Genomic DNA, 17,428 nt, shown 5'->3' on the forward strand with positions numbered 1-17,428 from the left:
TTACTATTGTTGAGAAATAATAGAATATTTTAGTTGGTATTTAAAAATCCTTCTATTTATGTATAATAAAGTTAGAATTCTAGATTTTGGGAGGAACAAGAGTGAGACAACAGGTGAAGAAACTTCTTTTAACAACAAGTGTAGCGTTATTGGTAGCACCAATTTCTGCTTATGCACATCCAGGGCGTACAGATGCGAATGGTGGACATACGTGTCGTACAAATTGTGAAAAATGGGGATTACAGTACGGGGAATATCATTATCACAATAAACCAGCTTCTAGTAGTGGTGCAACGAGTCCAGCTCCTAGCCAAAATAATAATGGTGCTGTAGCAGCTGAAAGACAAGCAGAAGCGCAGCGCAATGCGGAGGCAGAAAAGCAACGTGCTGCAGAAGCACAGCGTAAAGCAGAGGAAGAGAGACAGCGTGCTGCAGAAGAACAACGCAAAGCTGAAGAAGAGAGACAACGTGTAGCCGAAGAGCAAAGAAAAGCAGAAGAGGCACGTAAGCAAGAGGAAGCCCAGCGTCAAGCTGACATGGAAAAAGGGCAGCTTGAAGGTCAAAAAAGTGGAGAGGCTGATTTTAAAGCAGGGAAAAATAATGCGGAAGGGCATTTAACTGGAAAATCTGATACATATAAACAAGCATTTACAACTGCTTATACTGCAGCTTGGTCTTTAGAAGAGCAGAAAAAAATGCATTCTGAAAAAGGAAAAGAGCAAGGGTTAGCACAAGAGAAAATGGACGATAGTCAAATTACTCCTGAGTTTAAGGTGAACTTTGCAGAAGGTTTCCAAGTAGGTAATAAAGAGAGAACCAAAAAGATTGAAAAAGAACAAGCGGAACTTGGTGAAAAGGCTGGTAAAGAATTAGCTGAAAAGAAACCTGGAAATACTGAAAAGGATACATATGTGAAAGCATATGAAACCGCGTATGAAAAAGGATATAAGTCTGCCCAAAAAATGGCAGAAAAAGCTGGATATACATATGCATTTGAAAATTATGATTTAAAAGTTCCTGCTAAGTATGAAAAGCACGAGTCATTAAAGAAATGGTTTACGGAAGGATTTAAATCAAATAAAAAGGCAGCAGAAATCCGAGAAGAAGGATATAAAAAAGGAGATAGCTGGCTGTCATTTTTCTATAAAAACTTCGTGCCAAGTGAATATAAAGAGCACAAAGATCTGTATGAACAAGCAATAGAAAAAGGTAAAAAAGCATAAAAAAAGATGAGGAATTTTTCCTCATCTTTTTTAATCCATCCATTTCACTAATTTCTTAGAAATTAATAATAAAACACAACCTAAAATAATTGCTGCAGCTCCGATTACTGTAAATACTTCAGCATATCCAAGTGAAGTTGTGAAGCTTGCAAGTTGTCCGCCTATAATGTTGGCGATTCCTGAGCTTGCTAGCCATACTCCCATTAATAAAGAAGCAAGTTTTACTGGAGCAAGTGCGCTAACCATTGATAGCCCAACAGGTGATAAGAATAGCTCGCCTAACGTATGGAAAAGATACGTAAAGACGATAAATAGTAAGTTTGCTTTTTCTGTAATATTATGTTCATCACTACCTGTTTTTAATGTAGCGATAACGAGAATGATATAACCGATACCGAGTAGGATCATACCAAGTCCCATTTTTGTTGGGATTTTTAAATCCCCATTTTTTCTAGTTGCAAGTTTTGCCCATAATGCTGAAATGACTGGAGCAAGTAAAATAATAAATAACGGATTGACCGATTGGAACCAAGATGTTGGAACTTCCCATCCGAACACAGAGCGGTCTACAAATTTGTTTGTATATAATGTTAACGAACTACCAGCTTGTTCAAAGCCAGCCCAGAAGAAGACAACAAAGCATGTTAAAATGACGATAACTGCGGTACGTTGTTTTTCTTTTTTTGTTAACGGTGTATTTCCTACTGTTTGTTGTCCAGCAGCTGTTTGCAAATCGCGAGTTGGTTTTTTACCGATATCACCAAGGAAGCGATTAGATAGTGTTGTAAATAAAATTTGTCCAATAATCATTCCGATTGAAGCTGCTAAGAAACCGTAACGGAATCCGTAATGAACAACACCGTCCACTGTTGTTTTAAATAAATTTTCTGATAAAAACCCACAAACGAGTGGAGCTAAAAATGAACCGACGTTAATACCCATATAGAAAATTGTAAATGCACTATCACGTTTTGGATCGTGCTCTTCGTATAATTCTCCAACAAGTGTAGAGATATTCGGTTTAAAGAATCCGTTACCGATAATAATAAGCGCTAATCCGAGGTATAGACCGACTTGGTTTTGCAAGGCAAATAGTGTAAGGTTACCAATTGCCATCGTTATACCACCAATTGTGATGGCTTTTCGTTTACCTAGAAAACGGTCTGTTAAGTATCCACCAATTAATGGGGTGAAGTAACAGGCTCCAGTATAAAATCCGTAAATGGAAAGTGCCCATGCGGGACTAAACCCAAGACCACCGCTTACTAAAGCTGTTGTTAAATATAATGTTAATAATCCTCGTAATCCATAGTAACTAAATCTTTCCCACATCTCTGTAAAGAAGAGTAAGTACAAACCTGGAGGATGTTTCTTTTTTCTTTGTTGTTCTCTTTCTAGTTGTATCGTTGATTCCATGTGATTTTTCCTCCTGACACAAACAAAAAACAAAGTTAATAGTTTTATATATTTAATATTTTACTTTATTAACTATTGAAAGTCAATAAAGGTTGATTTTTCAGAAGAAATTGGAAAAGGGAAGTAGATATAGAATGGGTGTTTCTTTTGTGGTAGACTATGGACTATGTTTTCTTTGTAAGGAAGCGGATTATCGCGTTTTTCCTACGTGTGGAATAGATCTCATGCGAGATGAAATTGAAGAAGGAGAAAGAAATGAAATTGTTACAGAAAAAAGAAATTTTGCTTATTAGTCTTATGTTATTCTCTATGTTCTTTGGAGCGGGAAATCTTATATTCCCACCTTTCCTTGGATACGAAGCGGGAGAGCATGTGTGGATTGCATTGCTAGGTTTTATTATGTCAGCAACAGGGCTTCCGATATTAGGTGTTATCGCTATTGCGAAAGCAGGGAGCTTTCAAACGTTAGCGGGCAGGGTTCATTCTTCATTTGCAATTATTTTTCCATGTATTGTGTACTTATTTATTGGACCAGGTCTTGGTATACCACGTGCAGGAAGCTTAGCTTTTGAAATGGGACCAGGTCAGTTGTTTCCAGAAGCGGGTAGTGTAGTTTTGTTATTGTACACGGCTATTTTCTTTAGTATTGTTTACTGGTTAAGTTTATCACCGTCTAAATTAATGGGCTTGTTTGGAAAGGTGTTAACGCCTTTATTATTATGTATGATTGCTATTATATTTATAAAAAGTATGTTTACATCAGTAGGCAGTGTGAAAGGGCCTACAGGAAATTATGGACAAGCTCCTATGTTTCAAGGATTTTTAGATGGTTATTTAACGATGGATGCATTAGCGGCTTTAATATTTGGGATTGTTATTGCAAATGCCCTGCGTGCAAAAGGTGTAGAGGATGATAAAGGTTTAGCGAAATATATGAGCATTGCTGGTATTGGAGCAGGGCTTTTATTATCTATTATTTATGTCATTCTTGGATATGTTGGCTCAATTAGTGGTTCATTGGGTACATTTGATAACGGTGCGAAAGTGTTAGCACAAGTTATGACGACATTATTTGGACAAGGTGGGTTAGTTTTATTAGGTCTTATTTTTACTGTCGCTTGTCTATGCGTTTCCATAGGACTTGTTACGTCGTGTAGTCAATTTTTCGCAAGTGTATTTCCGAAAGTATCTTATAAAGCTTGGGCATTTATATTAAGTTTTGTTAGTATGGTGTTAGCTAATTTAGGATTAACGCAAATTTTAAAAGTATCGGTACCGATTCTTGGATTTATTTATCCAGTTGCACTAACGCTTATTATTTTAGGGTTATTCCATAAGTATATTGGAAAGTATGTATACGTATATTCGGTAACGATTGGAATCGTAGCGTTATTTAGTGCGATTGATGTTTTAAACAAAAGTGTACTGATGAATAAATGGACACCACTACTAAAAATGCTTCCGTTTTATTCAGAAGGTGTAGGTTGGATTGTTCCGGCATTTGTAGGTGTCTGCCTCGGTGTAATTGTTAGTATTGCTATAAATAAGAATAAATAAGTAAGAGGTGTTTTCCTATTTGGGAAAACACCTTTCTTTTTTGGAAAAATAGTATTGAAAATGAATAGACTAAGAGTATGATAAAGGTAATTGGTAATATATAGGTCAAGTGAAAAAATCGATGATGAGGGGGATTGTATGAAGGAGGATTTAAATAAGAAAATAGAAGCGCTCGAAACGGCAATTGAAACGATGCAAGAGACACTTTATGAATTGAAAGCGAAACAAAGAAAAATAGAAGTAGATAAAGTTCAACAAAATGTTAATAAGGAAAAGAAAGAATATATTGAAGCGGTAAGTAATGAAAAGTTACAAGAAGATGTAGTTAAGACGAGGGAGTCCATGCAAGAGCCAGAGGTGAAACAAGTAGATATATCTGCATTTAAACCAGAACCATTTAATATTATAAAGTTTTGTCAAACGTGGTTACCACGCATATTTGTCGGTATTATGCTACTTGGCGTTATTTGGTTATTTAAAGCAGGGGTAGATACCGGATTGTTAACACCAGCGATACGGGTTGTGTTTGGTATCGTACTATCTGCCGGTTTGTATTATGTAGGAGATATACAAATTAAAAGAGAGCGGCAAGCGTTAGGGTTAGTATTAGCTGGGGGAAGTATTACGGGAATTGTTTTAACAACGTTTGCGGCACATTATTTATATGAATTTATTCCTGCAAGTATAGCGTTTATTTGCAACATTATATGGGTTGTTTTAGGGATTTATTTAGCGAAAAGATATAAATCGGAATACCTCGCTATTTTCGTGGCGGTGGGAGCATTTTTTGTTCCTTTCTTGTTAAATAGTACGACTCCTAATACGTATATTTTCTTTAGTTATGAGACGATATTAACAATTAGTCTATTATGGTATGCATTGAGAAACCGTTATAAGTACTTGTATATGATTTCTTATGTTGTGGCAGCAATTGTCCTATTTGTCTTCTTTGCTGTTATGTCAATATTAGTAGAGAATGTGCAAGTACAGTTAACAGTTGTATACGGTGCAATTCATTTACTATTATTTTGGCATATGTTTTCGGAGAGAAGTTTTATACAAGAAGCACGATTGGCGATATTTAGTGCGAATGCAGTTTTCTTTATTTTAGCCATTTCTCAAATTCCTGAATTTACAACGTGGGGATTAGTTATAAGTGCATTTGTGCATGTTGTCATGTTCGCACTTGAATATAGGAAAAATAAACATTCTGTATTTACAAATCTAATATTTGGCTTTGCAATGGGGTCATTTAGTTTAGCGATTTTATACGAGTACAGTTTGGTGAATGCAGCAATCGTATTATTGTTACAAGGTTTCCTTGGTATGGTTACTGCTATTAAAGTAAAGCAAAATATTAAATTGTATGTAAGTGCAACGATTTATGCTATTGGAATGGTGCAGACGATTTTTAGCCCGTTTGATCATTTCATTTCGGCAGGATTTGTCGCTCATATTATTTTGATAGGAACGTTCTATTATTGCATGAGACAAGCGAAAGAAGTGTTAGCGAGTTTTGGTAAATATGTGTACTCTATAGCGCTCTACTCGTTAATGGTCATTGTATTTATTACAATTACTAGAATCGGTGAAGTTCTTTCTACAGATGGAAGTATAATTAGCGTATCTGTATCGTTATTATGGATGGTATATGCGTTATTTGCAGTTTGGTTTGGCCGTTATAGACAGATGAACGAAATATTATATGCTGGCTTAGTCGTATTAGTAGTAACAGTAGGGAAGTTATTCCTTCTCGACCTACCAGAGGTGTCGATGATGATCAGGGCGGTGTTATTCTTAATCGTTGGTAGTATAGGTATCGTTATTTCAAGAATGTTTTTCTCAAAAGAAGAGAAGTGAAAAGAAGGCAATCCATATCCGGATTGCCTTTTTCATTATTTTTTATTAATCGTTACAGTTTCACTATATTTCGCTGTCGTATTTTGACGTAGACGAAGTGTTGCTTGTCCAGTTGTATTTGGATCAAGTTGTACATTCACAATTTTTTCAGCAGATCCTTGGCTATTTGTGATGAAAGAGAATGCACTGCTATATCCGAAAGAAGATGGCCAAGTGCCATTTGTATTTTGAACTTTTGCTACCTGTGTTCCGCCAGTTGTGAAGATACCTAAAGAATAATTATTGTATGTTGTATTTGGTAATAAGTTATTTACTTGAATCTTCATTTGGAACACTTCATTGTTTGGTAGAATGCTAGGGTGCGTAATTACGTAATCACTCGTTGTCACTGCACTGTTATAGCCGTATGAACCTGGTTTGAAAGTATTTGTATTGAACCACTGGTAACCTTGACTTGGTGCGCTCCAAGGTTCTGGTTGTGGTTCTGTTGATAAGCTTGGTTGTTCAAATGTTTGTAGAGCTGTAGGTGCATCAAGCTGTAAACCACTCACTTGATCTAAGCTTGTAAATGTTTCTTGCTTCGCTAACCAATTCACGATGTTTTCTAATAGAACAGCATCGTTTTCTTCTTTATAACCATCATAAGTTTTCTTTGATTGACCTGAATCTTCACGAACATATTTTGGCGAGGCATCTTCAACAGGAGAAGAATCACCAATAAAGGCTGCTTTTCCAAGGCCAACTTTCGAAATAGCAGCATAAGGCCCCTCTGCAACGCCACCACCGTTATAAACGCCGCTATCAACAGCGTTATTCCATTTTGATGGATTTTCTGGAAGATATACAAGGCCTTTCGCTAGTTTTGGATTTGTAATCGCAAGAGTAGAGCCGGCATGCATTGCTACAGATGAAACGCCAGTTGTAATTCCGAATGATTGCGCAGGTGAGACAATATTTTTAGCTGAAACATCACCAAGTGCATTGTAACGGAAGCGAATACCGAAATTATCGGATAGCCAATCAGAGCTTTCTACTCCTTGCATAGCTTGTGAAGTTGTTTCTTCATTAGACATTCCCTTTGCTGGATTATCCCATGCCCCGCGTCTATATCCATTGAACACTTCTGAGGAGTCCCAGCGGTTTTTATTACGATCTGCATTATAATGATCGGCAATGAAGAAAATACTGCCGCCATTTTTCACGTATTGTAACATTGCGTCTTGCTCAGATTTTTTATAAGGAATATTTGCTTCGGGAACGATAAATACATTGTAATTTTTTAAATCGTCGTATGTAATAGATGTTGATTTACGAAGTTCTTTTACATGATATCCGTTTTGGGCAATGCCGTTTCCGAAATCAGAAAAACCGCCATCAATAACCCAATCAGCTGTCCCGGCCGTTTGACCGTGTGTATTATCGAATAATACTTTCTTACCATTGTTTTGATTTATAACTTTTGCAGCAATTTCAGGAGCTGGGTCTACGGAGCTTTCGGCGTAAGTAGACGGAATGTAAGAACTCCCTATACTAAGTGTGATTGCTGTTGCTAAAGAAAATTGAATCCATTTTTTATTCTTCATAGAAGAATCCCCCTAATAATAAATATATGTGCTTTAATAATGTAATTGATTTTTCTATGGAAATAAAGATAGAAAATATTAAATAGTGTAAAGATAACGTTAATTTGATTGAGAAATATTTGCGCGAATAATGAAAAAATCTCTCCCTAGTAAAGTAGGAAGAGATCGTGGACTTAACTAATTTTTGAATTAGACGATTCATCAATCTTATGAAAACCTTTCATATAATACACGATAGCTAAGCCGATAAGCCAAATTGGCCCGACGATTAATGCGATTCGTGTATCTTCTGAATAGGCCATTATACCCAGTACAAGTACAAGGAAGCCGAGTGAGAAATATGAACTCAATGGGTGTAAAGGCATTTTATATGCTAGCTTATCCTTTTTATTAGTTTGTAACCCTTTACGGAATTTAATTTGAGCGACTAATATAATACCCCAAGTCCAAATTGCCCCGAAAGTTGAAATACTAGTTAGCCATGTAAACACTTTTGCAGGAACAAGATAGTTTAATATAACGCCAACGAGTAAAACGATTGCTGTTGCGATAATTCCTTGACTCGGAATACCATTTTTATTTAAACGACCGAATCTTTCGGGTGCTTTCTTTTGTTGTGCTAATGTAAATAGCATACGGCCTGTACTAAACAAACCACCGTTACAAGAAGAAAGAGCTGCTGTTAAAACAACAAAGTTAATAATGCCCGCTGCCTTTGCGATACCAATTTGCTGGAATGTTAGCACGAAGGGACTTCCTTTTTCGCCAAGTTCGTTCCAAGGGTAAATTGCCATCATAACGAATAGAGCTCCAACGTAGAATATTAAAATTCTCCAAAATACATTATCAATTGCTTTTGCGAGTGTCTTTTTCGGATTTTGAGCCTCACCAGCTGTAACTCCGATAAGTTCGACTCCTAAATAAGCGAATAATACCATTTGTAAGGAAAGTAATAATCCAGAGAAGCCATTTGGGAACCAGCCCCCATGTTCCCAAAGATTTGAAATACCAGTTGCAACGCCGCCATTTCCAAATCCGAATAGAATAATACCAAAGCCAATCACTATCATACAGATAATTGTGACAATTTTGATGAGAGCAAACCAAAACTCAAGTTCTCCAAATACTTTCACAGATAAGAAGTTGAAAGCACTCATTAATAAAAGAGCTAGTAATGCCCAAGTCCAGCGCGGGATATCAGGGAACCAGTACTGCATGTAAATGCCTGCTGCTGTAATTTCCGCCATACAAGTAACAACCCATAAAAACCAGTAATTCCAGCCTGTAATATACCCAGCTAGTGGGCTGATGTAATCATTTGCATATTTACTAAAAGAGCCAGCAACCGGTTGTTCAATTGCCATTTCTCCGAGTGCGCGCATAATGAAGAAAATAACGAGTCCGGCAATCATATAGCCTAGTAAAATAGATGGGCCAGCTAGTTTAATAGCGGAAGCTGATCCTAAAAATAGTCCAACGCCAATAGCTGAACCGAGAGACATTAAAGTAATATGCCTTTGTTTTAAGCCACGGTTTAAATTTTCAGATTTGTTTGTTTGCTGCATAAGAAGAATACCCCCTGTAGAGTGAACAATATTTGAATGAATCTACTAAATATTTAACTATTTCAAATTATAAAACATTTCTATCTGTTATGCTACAAAAATAATCATAATACACTGTACTACATCTGTATTTGTCAGACTTAAACTTAAAATTCTAACTATTAGAGAATATATTGACTCTTCTTTTTATTGATTGTTAAGATTAAGTATTACATTTTCTCACATACTAATAAGAAAAGAATGTGTGATAATAATTCAAGTGTAGGAAGGGTACATAAGTATGTTTCAATTACAAAAGTATAACACTTCTGTGAAGCAAGAAATTTTAGCTGGCATCACAACTTTTTTTACATTTGCGTATATTCTTGTCATCAATCCGAAAATATTATCTGATGCAGGTGTACCATTTGATCAAGCATTTACAGCAACTATTATTGCGACAGTTGTTGGAACGCTATGTATGGCGTTTTTAGCTAACTATCCAATTGTTATTGCTCCAGCTATGGGAATGAATGCATATTTTGCTTACTCTGTTGTTCAACAGGCAGAGGGGATTACATATGTCATTGCGTTTTCAGCAGTATTTGTAACAGGTATTATTTTTCTTTTATTATCTTTCACCTCGTTTAGGCAAAAGCTAATTGTCGCAATTCCGGACAGTTTAAAACATGCAATTGCGGGTGGAATCGGATTATTTATTGCTTTTATCGGATTGCGACTTTCGGGTATTATCGTTGACCACCCATCTAACTTAGTTACAATCGGGGACTTTCATTCACCGGCTGTTATTTTAACAATAGTTGGTTTAGTGTTAGCGGCGGTATTAATGGTATTACGTGTTAGTGGTGCATTGTTTATTAGTATGATTGTGACAGGGATTATTGCTTTCTTTACAGGGCAATTAAAGTTTGAAAATAACATTGTCGCAATGCCACATTTACCAGAAGGAATTATTGTTTCAAACCCTATTAATGCATTTTCAGATGTAATTCAGTATGGATTATATGGGGTTATTTTTTCATTCTTACTTGTACTTTTATTTGATACAACAGGTGCGTTACTTGGTTTAATTAAACAAGCAGGTTTAAATACAGATAACACTGAAAAGCGCTTTGGTAAGGCGTTCATTGCAGATGCAATTGGCGGGACGACAGGTTCTATCTTTGGGACAAGCCCGACAGCAGCGACAATTGAATCGTCAGCTGGAATTGCGGCAGGTGGTAAAACTGGATTGACAGGTATTGTAGTCGTTTGTTTAACGATTATAACGGCATTCTTTAGCCCTGTTATTGCCTCTTTATCAAGTGTAGCAGCTATTACAGCTCCTTCTTTAATTATAGTAGGTAGCTTAATGGCACAAAGCATTCGTGATATTAATTGGAATGAATTTGAAGATGCATTACCGGCATTTTTAATTTTCATTGGTATTCCGTTAACATCTAGTATTGCGAATGGAATTGCAATCGGATTTTTAGTGTATCCAATTTTAAAAATCGTGAAGGGGAAAGGAATGGAAGTACATCCGTTACTATACTTATTTACAATTTTGTTTGGATGTCATTTATTCTTATAATATAGATATAGAAAGGGGCTTCTTATGAGAGGCTCCTTTTTTGTGTATAATAAAGTGAAACTATAATCAGTGGGGTTTTGTTCATCCGCCATTGATTATCAGCCCTCACCAATCGGGCGTTTACGGGCAGCAGGGTTCCCACCTAACTTCTTTGCTCCAGCCGAATTTTGAGGTGGGATTTTTACTGCCCACAAATAGCGGGGTAAGGTGAAAATTAAATTAGTCACGTAAAATATAAATTACTTAATGGAATATATATGTTACTATAAAGATAGAGGAGGAACATGAATGGCTGTAAGTAAAATAAAAGTCGCGCGTGTTCAGTTAGATTTAACACAGCAACAATTAGCAGAAAAAGTAGGCGTTACAAGGCAAACGATTAGTTTAATTGAGAAGGGGAAATACAATCCATCTTTAGATTTATGTTTGAAAATTTGTTATGCGGTAGATAAAACATTGAATGATTTGTTTTGGGAGGAAAAGGAGTGATAGGGTGAAAATCGTGAAAGATGAACGTTTAATGATCGAGGGGTTAAAGCATATTAGACTAGCTTTCATCTTACAAAATATTGTCATACTAAGTATCGTGTTTTACCGTTATGTTTTGCAAGGGGCAGGATATGAAAGTGTTTCGGATTTATTAATGGTATTTATGGGCGGGATAATAGTTATTAACTTTTTAAACTTAAAAAATTCGGTGGAAGTGTATGAGCATACAGGGGGAGTATCTCGTAGTTATTTCATGAAGCTATTATTCATTCCAGTAGGTATTGTTATTGGTATTTTAGCTATTTGTATCATTGTAACACCAGATATTTCGATAAAGGAAATTAGCATAACAGGACTTATTATGTTTGCTTGTTTTTTAGTTCCTAGTTTGTTTATATACATATATAGGAAAAAAATAAAAAGTGAAGATGAAATATAAGAAAAGCTTTCTGCGATATGCAGAAAGCTTTTCTTATATTTCTTTATACATTACTTTATGGAGTCCTATTGGATCAATCTCGAAGATTTCACCATGCTCATGGAAACCTAATCGTTTGTAATAATCCGCTACGGTAATTCGGGCATTACACCATAGAATATTTGCTTCGCGTTCTTGGAGGACTTGTTCAGCTTTACGGATTAAGGAAGTGCCAGCATGCTGGTTTCGGAAATTAGGTAAAGTTGCCATTCCTCGTAGACGATAGTGGGTACCAGCTTGTAAGGCAGGGTATAGTTCTTTTGAAAAGGAGGCGATGCTAACAAGTTCATCATGTAGAAATGCACCTAAGTGGAAGGAGTCTATTTCGTAATCTGAATCGTATTTACAATCTTCTAATGATTGATTGGGACGCAAAATTTTTTGGCGTAATAAGTATGTTTCAGATGCATCAATATGTTTCACTGTAATCATAATATCATCCTTTCTTATAAGCCTTTTTCTATAAGTTGTAAGAAGAAATATGCGGGTGCAACGAGAAGTCCTATTATACTAGCAGTTCCGAGAAGGAGTGAAAGTAAGAGACAAAAGTACTTAATTCCATTCGATTTTTTCCATCCATAGCTACAAATTTCAATGCTAATACCGATGAGAATAATGGCGACGAGTACTTCTGCTAATAATAAGAGAGCTAAAGTTGAAATAGACATAATGTTATTCATCCCCATAATATGTGATAGTAACATTTTACCATATGGAAATGAAAAAATGCCCCTCATTTATGTGAGGGGCATTTTCTACTCTAATATGTTTTTCATTGTATCAATATGTTCTTTTGAACCCGTTACAAGTAAAGTATCGCCATGCTGTAACTTCGTATCACCATGTGGTATTAATGCTTTATTGCCACGATAAATTTGAATGACAAGTACATCACCTAAAAACGGAAGGCGACGAAGTGCTAAGCCATTATATTTATTACTCCGTAGTTCAACCTCACGTACTGTTTCATTTGCTGTTGTAATTAAGCGAACGAGACTTGGTTTATCAATAAGTGCACGTAATAAAATACGTGTAGAGTTAATAGTCGAGAATACAGCGATATGTTCTTGAGTCGCCTTTTCTTGTAGAAGGGGATCTTCTACACTTGCGATGACGTGTTCAACACCTAATTCTTTTGCGTGTTCTGCTAATAATAAGTTTTGTTCATCATCACTTGTCGCAACAACAACACGGTCTGCTTCGAAAGCTTTTTGTTCCATTAAAGATTGAATAGTAATCTCATCTAATTTTACAATAGGGAAGTCATGAGATTTCGCTTCCTCATCATTTATTTTATTTTGACGTATCATATATAGTGTTACGTCATACTCTTCACGTTTTAAATCAAGTGATAGCGGAAGGGTAATTCTGCTTGCACCAATAATAGATACTTTCGGTTTTGGTGTTTCCACTTTTGGAAACATCTTGTTAAATAATATAGGTGCAAAAATACAAGTAATAACTGCGCTTAAAATAAGAGATGCTGATAAACTTGGGCTAATGATGCCTAGCTTTTCACCAATTTGTGCAGCCGCAATAACTAAAGAAAGTGTTGATGTTAACAAAATAGCACTTCCGAGTACGATATTGCGTGGGTACCATTTTCGTAAGACGAGTGATGGCAACAGTTTTGAAATAAAGAGCCCCACAATTAGAATTGGGATCATTAGCATACTAGAAGGCTCTTTAAAAATAGACCATACTTCTAGATTTACACCAACCATTACGAAGAAAATAGGGATGAAGAAACCATATCCGATGGAATCAAGTTTTTCAACCATATCTTCATTTGGTGATAATAAAGATACGAGTACACCTGCTAAAAAGGCTCCCAAAATATTTTCTGCCCCAACAGATTCAGATAATCCAACTAATATTAAGATGAGTGCAAAAATAGCTCGTGTATCAATTTGTACACTACCGGCTTTTAGGCTTTCTAGGTATGGAATATTTTTAAAACGTCTTGCGACAAAGTAAATTACAATACCAGCACCGAATAGAAGAAGTAGAAGCCACATACTTTGGCCACTTTCGGAATTTAATCCGACGAATACCGCGAGTAAAATCATTGTAACTAAGTCTGCAATAACAGCGACTAATAAAATGATTTGCCCGATTGCGGTTTTTCCTAAGTTATTTTCTTTTAATGTGGGCACAACAACACCTAAAGAAATAGTTGAAATAATTAAAGTCATGAACATTGCATTGTCTACGAATCCTAGCCATACGAATAGTAATGATAGGGCATAAGATAAAATGAAAATAAATAAGAAGATAATGCTTGCTGCTTGGAATGTGTTTGGTTCGTTTGTCGTATTCTTTTTCCCTTTTTGCTTAAAGATCGAAAAGTCAATTTCTAAACCACTTAAAAACATTAGGAAGATAAACCCTAGTGTTGATAAGACTTGAAGCCACATATCTGGCTCAATGATGTTAAATCCACTTTTACCTACAAAGATTCCTGCGATAATTTCTGCAACAACGACAGGAAGTGCTTTTAATTTAAAGCGCTGTAACAAAAGGGGAACGAAAAACGTGATTGCGACAACAACCATCAGTGATAGAACAGAAGAATGATGTTCCACTGCGTTCTCTCCCTTCAAATAAATATAGTACCTATTTAGCCATATAATAGGTAGAAAAGCAACGCATATGGATTCGATTTCATAAAGAAAGAGTTTTCTTAACGTTTGTCATAATAAGTATATTTTTCATGATTTTGTTGTTAATTCCGTAATGTGGATGTAATAGGGGAGAGAATAAAAAAAGACTGCCGAGGAATCTCAGCAGTCTTTTTCATGCAAATTACATTGAGAAGAAAATCCATACAGTAAGACCAACTGTTGCAGCTGCAACGAAGAAACTGTATATCATTGTAAGAATTTGAATGCTTCCTTCTCCTTCTTTTAAGTGCATGAACATAATTAATTGTAATAACGCTTGCGCAACTGCCATTATGATAATAGTTGTTAATATCGTTGAAAGTGGCAAGTCTGTGTAAAGTGCAACATATAAAGCAAGAAACGTTAGTGCAAGCGATAAAATGAATCCGAAAACGTGTGACCACGGGAATCCGCTATGCGCATTTGCTTGATTGTTATTTTGACCCATTTACGCCACCATCCCGTTCAAGTAAACTAGTGTGTAAATAAAGACCCAAACAAGATCAAGGAAATGCCAGTATAAGCTGATAATAAATACTTTACGAGCTGTAACTGGTGTTAAACCTCGTTTTAAAATTTGGATAATAACACAAGTTGCCCAAATGATACCACCTGTTACGTGGGCACCATGCGTTCCAAGAAGAACGAAGAATCCAGATAAGAATGCGCTTGTTTGAATCGTTGCGCCTTCACCAACGTACATAATGAACTCTTCGATCTCGAAGAATAGGAAACCTGCACCTAAAAGTAATGTAAAGATGAACCATCCAAGCATTGCTTTTTGGTTGTGTTTACGCATTTCGTGAATTGCGATACCACATGTGAAACTACTTGTTAAAAGTAATAGCGTTTGAATTAAAAGTGTTTTAACTTCAAACAGTTGCGCTGGTGTTGGGCCATCTGCCGTACGACCAGCAAGGACTAGATAAGAGGCGAAAAGTGTTGCGAACAGCATAATTTCAGCCCCAAGAAAAATCCAGAATCCTAGGATATTCAATCTGCTTTGCTCGGATTGATATTCCAAAGGTAAGCTTTTATCTAAAGCCGCCATGTCATTTCACCTCTCATGCTATATGTTCTGTTTCTTTAATTTCATCAACACTTACGTAGTAGCCATCATCATAATCGAATGAACGATAGATTAAGCAACCTAAAATACCAATACCACCGATTGCTGCAAGCCAGAACCAGCTAAATACTAATGCAAAACCTGCAAGACCGAAGAATGCAGACATAATAATAGGCACACCAGAATTACTTGGCATGTGAATTGGTTTTAATTCATCAGCTGTTGGTGTAATTGTTTCTCCGCGTTTTTTCATGAACCAGAAAGCATCAGCTTCTTTAATTTCAGGAAGTTTCGCGAAGTTGTAATGTTGTACAGGAGAATGAGTTGCCCATTCAAGTGTGCGGCCATCCCATGGATCTCCAGTTGTGTCACGTTCACCGTGACGTGCACTCCAAATTACGTTGTAACAAAGAAGTACGAATCCGATACCCATCATTACTGCGCCGACAGATGCGATTTGGTTCAACCAACCCCATCCAAGGCTTTCAGAGTAAGTGTACATACGACGAGTCATACCATCTAAACCTAGGAAGTACATTGGGAAGAAACAGATGTTAAATCCGCTCATAAAGATCCAGAATGTCCATTTACCAAGGCGTTCATTTAGCATATGACCTGTCATTTTTGGATACCAGAATGTGAATCCAGCAAGCATAGCGAATACTGTACCTGCGATTAATACGTAGTGGAAATGAGCGACTAGGAAGTAGCTGTTATGGTATTGATAATCAGCTGCTGCCATTCCAAGCATAACCCCTGTAACTCCACCAACTACGAAGTTTGGAATAAATGCCAATGACCAAAGCATTGGAACTGTAAAACGAATACGTCCTTTATACAGCGTAAACAACCAGTTAAATATTTTAACACCGGTTGGAATCGAAATCGCCATTGTCGAAATCGAGAAGAACGAGTTAACCGCTGGACCTGCACCCATCGTGAAGAAGTGATGAAGCCATACGACGAAACTTAGTAAAGAAATTGCAACCATTGAGTATACCATCGCACTGTAACCGAATAGACGTTTACGTGAGAATGTACTAATGATTTCAGAGAAAATACCGAATGCCGGTAAAATAACGATATATACTTCAGGGTGACCCCATACCCAGAACAAGTTGGCCCAGAGCATTGGCATACCGCCGCTCGCCATCGTAAAGAAGTGAGCATCAAATAGACGGTCAAATGTCATTAATGCAAGAGCTACTGTTAATACTGGGAAAGCGAAAATAATGATTACACATGTAATTAAAATAGACCATGTAAACATTGGCATTTTCATTAATTTCATTCCAGGTGTACGCATTTTTAAAATAGTAACTAGGAAGTTAATACCTGTCATTAACGTACCAATACCTGAAATCTGTAAGGCGATTGCGTAGAAGTTATTTCCTACACCAGGAGTAAACTCTGTACCCGCCATTGGGAAGTAAGAAGTCCACCCAGCGTCTGGAGAACCACCGATTACGAAAGCGATGTTGAATAACATTGCTCCAATAAAGAATAACCAGAAACTTAAAGCATTTAAGAACGGATATGCAACGTCACGAGCACCAATTTGTAATGGTACAACGACGTTCATTAATCCTAGAACGAATGGCATCGCCATGAAAAGAATCATAACTGTACCATGTGTTGTAAAGATTCCGTTATAGTGTTCAGCGTTTAAATATGTTGTATCTGGGAATGTTAACTGGGCACGAATCATTAAACCGTCCATACCACCACGGAATAACATTATAACGGCAGAGATAATATACATGGTTCCTATTTTTTTATGGTCAACAGTTGTTAACCATTCATCCCAAAGCCATCTCCATTTTTTGTACTTTGTTAGTACGAAAAGAATCGCTAATGTCACAAGAACGATAGATGCGTCAGCTCCGTAAATAATCGGGTCACCTGTGACAAAAAATTCATCAAGCTTCACTGTGTTCACTCCAATCTGTTGG

Annotated in this window: 15 protein-coding genes; 6 read left to right on the forward strand and 9 right to left on the reverse strand. The window is 36.6% G+C overall.

The features are described 5' to 3' along the window. The first annotated feature begins 101 nt into the window (after window positions 1-101). Complete coding sequence (locus tag EXW56_RS03450) at window positions 102-1,223, forward strand: YHYH domain-containing protein (RefSeq protein ID WP_002201758.1); 1,122 nt, start codon at window positions 102-104, stop codon at window positions 1,221-1,223. Between the two features lie 30 nt (window positions 1,224-1,253). Here the strand turns inward: EXW56_RS03450 and EXW56_RS03455 are convergent, their stop codons facing one another. Further along, entirely contained in the window at window positions 1,254-2,639 is a 1,386-nt protein-coding gene (locus EXW56_RS03455) for a peptide MFS transporter (protein ID WP_002114172.1), read from the reverse strand. Between the two features lie 255 nt (window positions 2,640-2,894). On the opposite strand from EXW56_RS03455, the gene brnQ1 reads away from it, so the two are divergent. Both brnQ1 and EXW56_RS03465 read left to right on the forward strand, forming a co-directional pair. Beyond that, window positions 2,895-4,196 (forward strand): branched-chain amino acid transport system II carrier protein BrnQ1, encoded by a 1,302-nt coding sequence (gene brnQ1, locus EXW56_RS03460; RefSeq protein WP_002201757.1) that lies wholly within the window; start codon window positions 2,895-2,897, stop codon window positions 4,194-4,196. Between the two features lie 138 nt (window positions 4,197-4,334). Next, window positions 4,335-6,056 carry a DUF2339 domain-containing protein gene (locus EXW56_RS03465; protein ID WP_002201756.1) on the forward strand — a complete coding sequence of 574 codons (1,722 nt, stop codon included), beginning with the start codon at window positions 4,335-4,337 and terminating at the stop codon, window positions 6,054-6,056. A gap of 35 nt (window positions 6,057-6,091) precedes the next feature. On the opposite strand, the gene EXW56_RS03470 is transcribed toward EXW56_RS03465, so the two are convergent. Together EXW56_RS03470 and EXW56_RS03475 are read right to left on the reverse strand one after the other, a co-directional pair. Next, window positions 6,092-7,639: a DNA-binding protein gene (locus EXW56_RS03470; protein ID WP_070138757.1), complete on the reverse strand. Its 1,548-nt coding sequence runs from the start codon at window positions 7,637-7,639 to the stop codon at window positions 6,092-6,094. A 173-nt stretch (window positions 7,640-7,812) separates the two neighbouring features. Then, window positions 7,813-9,204, reverse strand: coding sequence for an amino acid permease (locus EXW56_RS03475; protein ID WP_002114183.1), 1,392 nt, complete (start codon window positions 9,202-9,204; stop codon window positions 7,813-7,815). 280 nt (window positions 9,205-9,484) lie between these two features. Between EXW56_RS03475 and EXW56_RS03480 the strand changes: the two genes are divergently transcribed. From EXW56_RS03480 to EXW56_RS03490, 3 genes are all read left to right on the forward strand, one after another. Beyond that, entirely contained in the window at window positions 9,485-10,777 is a 1,293-nt protein-coding gene (locus EXW56_RS03480) for an NCS2 family permease (RefSeq protein WP_070127918.1), read from the forward strand. 288 nt (window positions 10,778-11,065) lie between these two features. Continuing rightward, window positions 11,066-11,266, forward strand: coding sequence for a helix-turn-helix transcriptional regulator (locus tag EXW56_RS03485; protein WP_000301182.1), 201 nt, complete (start codon window positions 11,066-11,068; stop codon window positions 11,264-11,266). Between the two features lie 4 nt (window positions 11,267-11,270). After that, the gene (locus tag EXW56_RS03490) at window positions 11,271-11,705 is read left to right on the forward strand and encodes a hypothetical protein (RefSeq protein ID WP_098988668.1); all 435 of its coding nucleotides are present in this window, start codon (window positions 11,271-11,273) and stop codon (window positions 11,703-11,705) included. Window positions 11,706-11,738: 33 nt separating this feature from the next. On the opposite strand, the gene EXW56_RS03495 is transcribed toward EXW56_RS03490, so the two are convergent. The 6 genes from EXW56_RS03495 to qoxB all read right to left on the reverse strand — a co-directional run bounded on the left by EXW56_RS03495 (window position 11,739) and on the right by qoxB (window position 17,406). Continuing rightward, entirely contained in the window at window positions 11,739-12,176 is a 438-nt protein-coding gene (locus tag EXW56_RS03495; protein WP_098988667.1) for a GNAT family N-acetyltransferase, read from the reverse strand. 14 nt (window positions 12,177-12,190) lie between these two features. After that, complete coding sequence (locus tag EXW56_RS03500; protein ID WP_141558717.1) at window positions 12,191-12,481, reverse strand: DUF4022 family protein; 291 nt, start codon at window positions 12,479-12,481, stop codon at window positions 12,191-12,193. Window positions 12,482-12,499: 18 nt separating this feature from the next. Continuing rightward, window positions 12,500-14,329: a monovalent cation:proton antiporter family protein gene (locus EXW56_RS03505; RefSeq protein ID WP_098988666.1), complete on the reverse strand. Its 1,830-nt coding sequence runs from the start codon at window positions 14,327-14,329 to the stop codon at window positions 12,500-12,502. Window positions 14,330-14,549: 220 nt separating this feature from the next. Continuing rightward, window positions 14,550-14,855, reverse strand: coding sequence for a cytochrome aa3 quinol oxidase subunit IV (gene qoxD / locus EXW56_RS03510; RefSeq protein ID WP_002201748.1), 306 nt, complete (start codon window positions 14,853-14,855; stop codon window positions 14,550-14,552). After that, complete coding sequence (gene qoxC, locus EXW56_RS03515; RefSeq protein WP_002174913.1) at window positions 14,856-15,458, reverse strand: cytochrome aa3 quinol oxidase subunit III; 603 nt, start codon at window positions 15,456-15,458, stop codon at window positions 14,856-14,858. A gap of 13 nt (window positions 15,459-15,471) precedes the next feature. Continuing rightward, on the reverse strand, window positions 15,472-17,406 hold the full coding sequence (gene qoxB, locus EXW56_RS03520) for a cytochrome aa3 quinol oxidase subunit I (RefSeq protein WP_002201747.1): 1,935 nt from the start codon (window positions 17,404-17,406) through the stop codon (window positions 15,472-15,474). Window positions 17,407-17,428 lie beyond the last annotated feature (22 nt).

It is taken from the genome of Bacillus mycoides (genome assembly GCF_018742245.1).
GTDB lineage: Bacteria > Bacillota > Bacilli > Bacillales > Bacillaceae_G > Bacillus_A > Bacillus_A cereus_U.

What these genes read in the sequence shown, in the direction of transcription:
- EXW56_RS03455 (WP_002114172.1), bottom strand. Translation starts at nt 2,639, where the DNA reads ATGGAATCAACGATACAACTAGAAAGAGAACAACAAAGAAAAAAGAAA.
- brnQ1 (WP_002201757.1), top strand. Translation starts at nt 2,895, where the DNA reads ATGAAATTGTTACAGAAAAAAGAAATTTTGCTTATTAGTCTTATGTTA.
- EXW56_RS03465 (WP_002201756.1), top strand. Translation starts at nt 4,335, where the DNA reads ATGAAGGAGGATTTAAATAAGAAAATAGAAGCGCTCGAAACGGCAATT.
- EXW56_RS03470 (WP_070138757.1), bottom strand. Translation starts at nt 7,639, where the DNA reads ATGAAGAATAAAAAATGGATTCAATTTTCTTTAGCAACAGCAATCACA.
- EXW56_RS03475 (WP_002114183.1), bottom strand. Translation starts at nt 9,204, where the DNA reads ATGCAGCAAACAAACAAATCTGAAAATTTAAACCGTGGCTTAAAACAA.
- EXW56_RS03480 (WP_070127918.1), top strand. Translation starts at nt 9,485, where the DNA reads ATGTTTCAATTACAAAAGTATAACACTTCTGTGAAGCAAGAAATTTTA.
- EXW56_RS03485 (WP_000301182.1), top strand. Translation starts at nt 11,066, where the DNA reads ATGGCTGTAAGTAAAATAAAAGTCGCGCGTGTTCAGTTAGATTTAACA.
- EXW56_RS03495 (WP_098988667.1), bottom strand. Translation starts at nt 12,176, where the DNA reads ATGATTACAGTGAAACATATTGATGCATCTGAAACATACTTATTACGC.
- EXW56_RS03500 (WP_141558717.1), bottom strand. Translation starts at nt 12,481, where the DNA reads ATGAGGGGCATTTTTTCATTTCCATATGGTAAAATGTTACTATCACAT.
- qoxD (WP_002201748.1), bottom strand. Translation starts at nt 14,855, where the DNA reads ATGGGTCAAAATAACAATCAAGCAAATGCGCATAGCGGATTCCCGTGG.
- qoxC (WP_002174913.1), bottom strand. Translation starts at nt 15,458, where the DNA reads ATGGCGGCTTTAGATAAAAGCTTACCTTTGGAATATCAATCCGAGCAA.